The sequence below is a fragment of the Flavobacterium sp. LMO8 genome, from assembly GCF_009495755.1.
GTDB lineage: Bacteria > Bacteroidota > Bacteroidia > Flavobacteriales > Flavobacteriaceae > Flavobacterium.
The window spans coordinates 1-8,478 of record NZ_WIBJ01000012.1 but is presented as its reverse complement, the minus strand read 5'-3'; the positions used below and the strand labels follow the sequence as shown (position 1 = coordinate 8,478).

Sequence of the window (8,478 nt, the reverse complement as noted above, 5' to 3'; positions counted from 1 at the left end):
GTTAGGCGTCATTTTGCACAACCACGGTCAGAAATAGAAATTTAAAGAAAAAATGAAAATATCACCAATAATAGAAGTGGACGAATTACTGAAAATATACAAAAATCCTGATGTGATGACTTTCGATGTTAGCAACGGTAAAAATGCTAAAGCTAACTACGAAACAGAACATTTAGAAGGTGCTTTTTTTATTGACTTAAATTCTCAATTGGCAGATATTAAAACTGATTTTTCGGACGGAGGACGCCACCCATTACCTAAAATAGAAAATTTTGCAAAAACTTTGTCAGATTTTGGCATTTCCAACGACAAGCATATTATTATTTATGACGATAAAAATGGTTCAAATGCTTCTGCAAGATTTTGGTGGATGCTAAAATCAATTGGACACGAAAAAGTACAAGTATTAAATGGTGGATTAAAGACGGCTAAAGAATTACATTTTCCATTGAGTTCGAAAACCGAAAACATTAAAAGAAATTCAGAACTATATCAGTTTAACCAATGGAATTTACCAACAATCGAAATTGATGAGGTAGAAAGCGTATCGCAAAATCCTAATTATTTAGTAGTTGATGTTCGGGACAAAGAACGATATGACGGAATAACCGAACCAATCGATTTAATTGCAGGACATATTCCAGGTGCAATAAATGTTCCATTTACGGAAAATATAGACCAGAACGGATTATTCCTTAAACCCAACGAACTAAAAAATAAATATGAAACAATATTTGGAGATATTAGCATTGGAAACATTATAGTTCATTGTGGTTCAGGAGTAACAGCTTGTCATACTTTATTAGCACTGACATATGCTGAAATGGAAACCCCAAAGCTATATGTCGGTTCGTGGAGTGAATGGAGTAGAAACAACAAACAGATAGAAAAAACGAACGCCTAACAAGGGTTTTGCGTCAGGCGGGCTGAAGTGCAAAATTCAACGGCAGATTTTCAATTGAACATTAGTAATAATATCAGCTTTTGTGCTTCGATTTCCCGCCCGAACGCAAAGCCCCGAAACGTTAGCTGTAAGTTAAAATAAAAATCATATGAAAAATAAACTGATAATCTTATTTTTTTTAATCACAATAAATTGGACTTTTTCGCAAGAAAAAATAAAAGCAGATATTGATATAATTAATTTTCTTGGGAGAATTCCCCAAAAAACAGAAAGTAATTCTTTGTCAGATAATCTATTAAGAATATTGTACTACAAAATTCAGCCAAAAGAATATCCAAAAATAGGATATTTAAATACCAAAGGAGAAAAAATAATTGAACCTAAATTCAATATGGGTTCAGAATTTTATGATGATTACGCTAATGTAATTAAAGATTCTTTATATGGTTATGTTAGTAAAGACGGTAAAGAAAACTACTTCGAAAATTATACTGATGTCTTCTTCTATTATGGAAATACTGGAATAGCCAAAAAAAATGGTAGGTATGGTTTAATTAATCGTAAAGGTGATTCATTGACGGTATTCAAATATACGATGGTAAGTAATTTTGGTTTTAATCACTTTAAATGCCAAACTGAAAATAAAAAAAGTCATATTTTAGATTCAAATGGTAAGATAATTTTTAATAAAGACCTAGAATTTGATATACAAAGTCATTATTTTGAAAAGGATTCTATTATAATTTTCCGAGAAACAATAGATAAAAATAAACTAAATGGTCTAGTAAATATTGATGGAAAAGTTATTATTGAACCTAAATACGAAAATATTTTCTTCATTAATGACAGTGAACTATATATTGTACAAAATAAAAAAAAATATGGTTTTATAAATAAGTATGGAAAAGAAGTTATTCCATTAATTTATGATAAAGTTGGATTTAACATAAATGAAAATTTAATACCTGTACTAAAAGATGGAAAATGGGGTTATATAACCCGAGAAAATGAAACTAAAATACCGTTTGAATATGATGATGCTAGTGCATTTTTAAATGGTTTGGCTTTTGTAAAAAAAGGAGAAAATTATGGATGTATAAATACAAAGAATAAGGTTAAAGTCAAATTCAACTTGAAAGAAACTAAATATCCTTTCTTTACTAATGATTTAGCAATATTTGAAGAAAACGGAAAATATGGCTTCATAAATAAAAAAGGAAAAATCAAAATTCCAGTAATTTATGACAAGGCTTTTCCTTTTATTAATGAACTCGCTTATGTGGAAATAGATGGAAAAGTTGGATATATAAACAAAAATGGAAAGGAAATAATTCCAGTGAAGTATAAACAACTCTGGTTTGAAAATGATGGAATTATAAGATATGCAGATTAAATTTAAAAATAAAACCTACAGCTAACAGCAGTTTGCAAAAATGGCGGGTTTTGGGTTTAATTTAAAGTTGGTTTTGTACTTGCAAAGTCAGTGAAAATCGAAAGTTTAGGCTTCCTTAATCCGCCACTTCTGCAAGCTGCGAAACGTTAGCGGCAATGTTTTCACGACTGTGCTTAAATCAACAAAATAGAATAAATATGGAAGGAAAAACATCTAAAGATTATCTTGACAAAACTTTTCTTGAAGAATTAAATTATAAAATTTGGTCTACTAAAGGAAGTCGATTTAACGCAAGTACAAGGTTAACTAAAATTTCTCGACTTTCTAATTTATCAATAAGTGTTTTGTCTGTGTATTTAACTGCTGTAGGTTTGCTTTCAGTTTATAATTTAAGTTTTAATACACTAAACGAAAATCTAATTGCTTACTCAATAACTTGTCTTTCAATTTTAACTCTTGTTTTTGGCCAAATTGAAAACTCAAAAGATTTTACAATGAAAGCGAAAGAATTTCATAATTGCGGATTAGAACTTTCGAACATTTACAATGAATTAAGAATTTATAAAACTTTGACTGAAAACCAAAGTTTACGAGATAAAGAAAAATTTGCTAAACATATTTCTGATTCTTACCAAAGAGTACTTGAAAGACACGAAAACCATCAACAAATTGACAACGATCGATTTAGATCAAATTCTGCAAAATATCACCAACTTACAACCTTTGCTGTTTTAAAAATAAAATTTATATATTACATAAGAACAGCTTTTCTTTATCATCTTTTGATTGTTTTACCACCAATAATTATAGTAACATTATTAATTATAAAATAATAACACAGCCGCTAACAGCCGTTTGTTGCAATTGCTAAGCTTGGCTTGTGTTCGGAATTTTCTCCGAAAATTCCACGAGGAGTTTTGTACTTGCAATCTTTTGCCTTAAATTTACGCAACTGCCACAAGCGGCAACACGTTAGTAGCTAGTTTTCGAGACCGCAACCGAATCCAAACCTTGATAAGATGAATTTATACTTCATAATTCTTGTTTTTATTCTGCTTTCAGTAGTTTCTATTTTTATTTACTCCGAATTTAAAGATAGAAAATTACTAAAAACAGTTACAAATCTAAACAGAGGAACAAAGTCTGAACGAATAATGGTTTTAAAAATTCTAAAATCAGGAATTAAATCAACAGCGATTTTCCACGACATATATTTGAATAACGGAAACGGAAAATACAGCCAAATAGATTTAGTTGTAGCAACGAAAGTTGGAATTGTGGTTTTCGAAGTAAAAGAATATAGTGGTTGGATTTTTGGAAATGAAAATCAAATAAATTGGACGCAAATATTAGCATACGGAAAACGAAAGTATAAATTTTACAACCCTATATTGCAGAATAAAAAGCACGTAGAAGATTTGAAAAAGTTCTATCATTTTGACAACATACCTGTTTTTTCATTGATAGTTTTCTTTGGCGATTGCGAATTTAAAAATTTAATTGATTTGCCAAGCCAAACTATTTTGACTAAATCTAATAAAGTTATGAAGATATTTAATGAAATATTGGAGAACAATCAACCAGCGAAATATGAAAACAAATGGGAAATTGCAAATTTGCTTAAACAAGCCGTTAACAATGGAGAAAACTCATTAATACGTGAAAAACATATAGAGAACATAGAAAAACTAAAAGCGAGAAACAGATACTATTAATAAAACCAGCTACTAACAGCCGTTTGGCGAGATTGGGGTTTTAGTGGAATTACCGTTTTTATTCATATCTTCGTTCAGCCGAAAATAATCTGCTTTAAAGTCCCCAACCTCGCCAAGCGCCAGAACGTTGTGCGTCATATTATGAAAAAACTAACAATCATATTTTTACTTATAAATGGAATTCTTTTTTCACAAGAAAAACCAAAAACTTATACAGCTAAATACCCTCCAGAAAGTATAAATCAAGCGATTGAATATATGGAATATAAGTGGACTGAAACAGAGAAAGAAAATTTCAAAAACCAAAACGAAGAGGACGCAGTTTCGTCATTACATTTCAGTTATGGAATGATGATAAGAAACAGTTGGTTAAGACGTGGAAACCATAAGCTAAATGATTTCTTTCATAAGAAAAAAGTTTTCCATCTTGATGATATGTCTTGGATTATCTTAAAAGCATTTCACAGAAAACTTAACAATAAAAAATTAGACCTTGACAAAATATTTAAGGCTTACAAAAAAAAATGGCATGATGGTAAAAAAGGTAGAAAAATTTATGCAGATAGTATAAAAAAAGTATTCGAAAATTTTAAAATCAACGACACGATTACATGTGCATATTACACTACAGCGATTGGAATAACTCCCGAAGAAATAGAAAAATATCGTGACTGTAAGCCTATAGCAGTAATCTTAAAAAAGAGAAAAAGAGATTTAAACCTTTTTATTAAATTAATATCTTCTTGTAATGGAATTGGAATAGAAACAGGTGTTTATGGCGAAAAATTCTCGACATTATTAATTAAAAACAACCAAACTGGTTGGACTAAATATTGGGAATGGGAACATAAATAAGAAAATACGTCGCACAACAGCGGTTTGCTTCAATGGCTACTTCCGGATTTTCCTACGGAAAATCCGCTGCTGAATGGAATGTTTTGTTATATTTGTAATGGCTAGGTGTTGGTTCAACGCCACTGAGAGCAAGCCGCAGAACGTTAGCAACTATTATAAAAAAAATGCGAACAATAATCATTTTTCTTTTATTTTTTGAATTTGGATATTCTCAAAACACTTTAATAATTGATTTTGAGTTATGCAATAATTCAGAATATACAAGTGTTTTGTGGAATGAATATCGTTTAATTAAAAATGACACATTAGTTACTGAAAATAAAGAAAGTGTATTAAAACTTCCTGATGGAAAATATCAGATTGAATATAAAACTTATTTTGGTTGGAAGAAGACTAAAGCATTTTTACTTTTTGACAATATATTTTTTCAAGTAAATCTTTGTATCGATAAATTGGAAAGTAATTCTATGGATTACTACAATTTAGGAATTGAATCAATAAAAGAAGGAGAAAAATTAATTATTACTCACAATTATGCAGGATGTTTCAATGAAGGTGGAGAAAAAATTATAATTGAGCGTAAAAAAAATAGTTTCATTTTAATTTATAATGACAAAATTAAGAAGTTACGAAAACGTGAATTTGACTATTTTAAAGAATACGAAATTGAGTTAATTAATCTTAACACAAATGAGTTAAATGTAATGTGTACAGCATATTCACAAAATATAATTGAATATGGAAATCACAAATACGAATATTCAGAAAATTGTCCAAAATGGAATGGATTTGGAATCTTAAAATATAAACTGAAATTATAATAACAGTTGCTAACAGCAGTTAAAATAAATGGCTAAGGCAAGGGCATACTTCCGAATTTTCTCCGAAAATTCAAAAGTTTGCTTTATATTTGTTTTGGCTTGGTTTTGGCTCGTCGCCACTTCTTTTAGCTGCAACACGTTGTAGGCAATATTTCCTCAACGCTATGAATAAATCAAATCTTTGAACTTTATGAGAAAAATAGTTTTAATTATAACTTTAATGGTTTCAATTAATTTAACTTCTTGTTATTTCCTTGGTCCAATTGACACTGATATAAAAACAAAAAATGTCGATTTTGATAATAATGATATTATAGGTACTTGGAAGCTTGACAAATTCTCATATGAATACTTATCAAAAAAGGATAAAATAGATAGCATCTACATAACCTTTAATAGTGATCAAACATTTGTTCTAAATAATTCAAGTTCTTTATTTCTACCGAAAACAAACACAAATTTTACCAAAAAAAGTGGAATTATTGATAATTCTCAAACGAAAGGCAATTGGAAAATTGTGCAATACAATACTTTAGCCCAAAAGCATTTAGAATTTACTTACGAAGATAAAACTCTTCAATCAGGAATTAATGTCTATCAAAAAGATAAGGAATTCCAAATTTGGTATTTCTTTGGAGATCCAGATTCTGGAGAAAGATTAAGGTTTCTGAAAAATTAATACTGCATACAACAGCCGTTTGTAGCAATTGCTAGGCTTGGTTTGTGTTCGGAATTTTCTCCGAAAATTCTATGAGTAGTTTTGCACTTGTAAAGTTTTGTTATAAATTTACGCAACTGCCACAAGCGGCCTAACGTTGTAGCTAATTTTTGAATACCTATGAGTAAAAATGACAAACCTTGGAATGAATTGACATGGAATGAAAAAAAAGATAGATTTAAAATTTTTACATTTATATTCCTATTCCTTTCAATTTTTACATTTTTTTCAGTTAATCACCCAAATCTAAACGAACTTGAGAACATTAATATTAAACTCACTGAGGAACCAGCTTTTAAAAGTTCAAAAGGAAAATCAACAAGTTATTGGATTGAATTATATAGTAATGAAGGTAAGTATGAAATCTCAGGAATAGACTATAAATACATTTCAAAAGAAAAATTCTTAAAATTAATCCATAAAGACACTACTATAACAATTAGTAAATTTGGTGAAAACATTTACAAACTAAAAGTAAATAATGAAGAATTACTTGACTACAATTTGGCTGGTTTTCATAAAACCAAAAATAAAAACTTTATGAGAATAATTTTCTTTTCAGGTTTTATTTTATGTTTAGTACCATTTTTTTTTAAGAATCCCCCAAAATTAAATAATACTGAATTAAGTATTGTAAAGCTTATCGCAATCTCTTGGATTATTTCTATAATAATTGCAATAATTTATCTAGACGATATGAAATACATTTCAAGTTCAGAACCTTTTATTCAATAAAAACTAGCTACAACAGCGGTTTGCTTCAATGGCTACTTCCGGATTTTCCTACGGAAAATCCGCTGCTGAATGAAATGTTTTGTTATATTTGTGGTGGCTTGGTGTTGGCTCAACGCCACTGAGAGCAAGCCGCAAAACGTTAGCGGTAATACAAAACAAACTATCATGAAATATTTTCTCATAACAATATTTTTACTTGGATTAAATAATTGTATTGCGCAAAATCCTGGAGAAAGTCTTTTTGAATTCTCAGAAAAAAACGCTGAAAAGATATCATTAATTCAATTAATTGCTAATCCTGAAAAATATGACGGAAAAGTCATACAAGTTAAAGGGTTTTTGAGTTTAGAATTTGAGGGTCATGCTCTTTATCTTCAAAAAGACGATTATGAATATTTTAATCGAAAAAATGGTGTTTCAATTTTAGCTTCAATTAGCACAGAAGAAAAAAAGAATTGTCATCTAAAATTCGTTACAGTAACTGGGAAATTCTACCTAAAACTTTACAATAAAATGGGAACGGATTGGGCTGGTTGGTTAATTACAAAAAATATGGATCCAGCACTTACAAGAGAAGAACTAAAGAAAATATAATGTACTACCGCTAACAGCCGTTTGTTGCAATTGCTAGGCTTGGCTTGTGTTCGGAATTTTCTCCGAAAATTCCACGAGGAGTTTTGTACTTGTAAACTTTTGTCTTAAATTTACGCAACTGCCACAAGCGGCAACACGTTAGCAGTAATGTAAAGAACGATAATAGAATGAATCAGGAAGATATTATATACATTAAAAATAATCTAAAATGGCGTTTCAAATTAAGCGAAATCTACAATCACTATTTTGTGTTACTTTTCCCTTCATTCATTATTCTGATATCATTTTCAATGTTCAAAGGAGGAGCGAAATTTGGACATTTAAATGGTGAATTTTTAATTACTGCTATTACTATTTTGTTATTTGGCTTATTATTTTTAATCTTTATAGTTAATAGAATCCAAGCAGAGAAAAAATTTAAATTGTTTGAATTAAAAAACTTAAGTTTTGAAGAATTTGAAGATATTATTAGAAAAAGTGGCTGGTCAATAGTTGAAAGTAAAAATGACAATCTAATTTTGATTACAAAAACATCATGCTTTTCTTGGGGAGAAAAAATTACCATTATTAAATACAAAGACAATAATATATTAGTAAATAGCAGACCCGAAAGACAACCAATTACCATAAATAGAGATAAAATAAATTATTATAAGTTGCAGAAATTAATAAACACTACTGCTAACAGCCGTTTGTAGCAATTGCTAGGCTTGGTTTGTGTTCGGAATTTTCTCCGAAAATTC

At 29.3% G+C, this 8,478-nt stretch carries 10 protein-coding genes; all 10 read left to right on the top strand.

Annotation, left to right across the window (positions count from 1 at the left end; genetic code table 11):
* Positions 1-52: 52 nt before the first annotated feature.
* Positions 53-904: a sulfurtransferase gene (locus GFJ94_RS01895; protein WP_153199845.1), complete on the top strand. Its 852-nt coding sequence runs from the start codon at positions 53-55 to the stop codon at positions 902-904.
* Positions 905-1,052: 148 nt separating this feature from the next.
* Positions 1,053-2,297, top strand: coding sequence for a WG repeat-containing protein (locus GFJ94_RS01890; RefSeq protein ID WP_153199843.1), 1,245 nt, complete (start codon positions 1,053-1,055; stop codon positions 2,295-2,297).
* Between the two features lie 197 nt (positions 2,298-2,494).
* Complete coding sequence (locus GFJ94_RS01885; RefSeq protein WP_162523774.1) at positions 2,495-3,130, top strand: SLATT domain-containing protein; 636 nt, start codon at positions 2,495-2,497, stop codon at positions 3,128-3,130.
* A 186-nt stretch (positions 3,131-3,316) separates the two neighbouring features.
* Positions 3,317-4,012: a nuclease-related domain-containing protein gene (locus tag GFJ94_RS01880; RefSeq protein WP_153199839.1), complete on the top strand. Its 696-nt coding sequence runs from the start codon at positions 3,317-3,319 to the stop codon at positions 4,010-4,012.
* Positions 4,013-4,153: 141 nt separating this feature from the next.
* Complete coding sequence (locus GFJ94_RS01875) at positions 4,154-4,867, top strand: DUF6794 domain-containing protein (protein ID WP_153199837.1); 714 nt, start codon at positions 4,154-4,156, stop codon at positions 4,865-4,867.
* Between the two features lie 164 nt (positions 4,868-5,031).
* Complete coding sequence (locus tag GFJ94_RS01870; RefSeq protein WP_153199835.1) at positions 5,032-5,688, top strand: hypothetical protein; 657 nt, start codon at positions 5,032-5,034, stop codon at positions 5,686-5,688.
* Positions 5,689-5,878: 190 nt separating this feature from the next.
* Positions 5,879-6,367 carry a hypothetical protein gene (locus GFJ94_RS01865; RefSeq protein WP_153199834.1) on the top strand — a complete coding sequence of 163 codons (489 nt, stop codon included), beginning with the start codon at positions 5,879-5,881 and terminating at the stop codon, positions 6,365-6,367.
* Positions 6,368-6,526: 159 nt separating this feature from the next.
* Entirely contained in the window at positions 6,527-7,141 is a 615-nt protein-coding gene (locus GFJ94_RS01860; protein WP_026726527.1) for a hypothetical protein, read from the top strand.
* A gap of 165 nt (positions 7,142-7,306) precedes the next feature.
* Positions 7,307-7,735, top strand: coding sequence for a hypothetical protein (locus tag GFJ94_RS01855; RefSeq protein WP_153199832.1), 429 nt, complete (start codon positions 7,307-7,309; stop codon positions 7,733-7,735).
* 167 nt (positions 7,736-7,902) lie between these two features.
* On the top strand, positions 7,903-8,433 hold the full coding sequence (locus GFJ94_RS01850; RefSeq protein ID WP_153199830.1) for a hypothetical protein: 531 nt from the start codon (positions 7,903-7,905) through the stop codon (positions 8,431-8,433).
* Positions 8,434-8,478 lie beyond the last annotated feature (45 nt).

Coding starts and splice junctions, on each gene's coding strand:
- GFJ94_RS01895 (WP_153199845.1), top strand. CDS start 53: ATGAAAATATCACCAATAATAGAAGTGGACGAATTACTGAAAATATAC.
- GFJ94_RS01890 (WP_153199843.1), top strand. CDS start 1,053: ATGAAAAATAAACTGATAATCTTATTTTTTTTAATCACAATAAATTGG.
- GFJ94_RS01885 (WP_162523774.1), top strand. CDS start 2,495: ATGGAAGGAAAAACATCTAAAGATTATCTTGACAAAACTTTTCTTGAA.
- GFJ94_RS01880 (WP_153199839.1), top strand. CDS start 3,317: ATGAATTTATACTTCATAATTCTTGTTTTTATTCTGCTTTCAGTAGTT.
- GFJ94_RS01875 (WP_153199837.1), top strand. CDS start 4,154: ATGAAAAAACTAACAATCATATTTTTACTTATAAATGGAATTCTTTTT.
- GFJ94_RS01870 (WP_153199835.1), top strand. CDS start 5,032: ATGCGAACAATAATCATTTTTCTTTTATTTTTTGAATTTGGATATTCT.
- GFJ94_RS01865 (WP_153199834.1), top strand. CDS start 5,879: ATGAGAAAAATAGTTTTAATTATAACTTTAATGGTTTCAATTAATTTA.
- GFJ94_RS01860 (WP_026726527.1), top strand. CDS start 6,527: ATGAGTAAAAATGACAAACCTTGGAATGAATTGACATGGAATGAAAAA.
- GFJ94_RS01855 (WP_153199832.1), top strand. CDS start 7,307: ATGAAATATTTTCTCATAACAATATTTTTACTTGGATTAAATAATTGT.
- GFJ94_RS01850 (WP_153199830.1), top strand. CDS start 7,903: ATGAATCAGGAAGATATTATATACATTAAAAATAATCTAAAATGGCGT.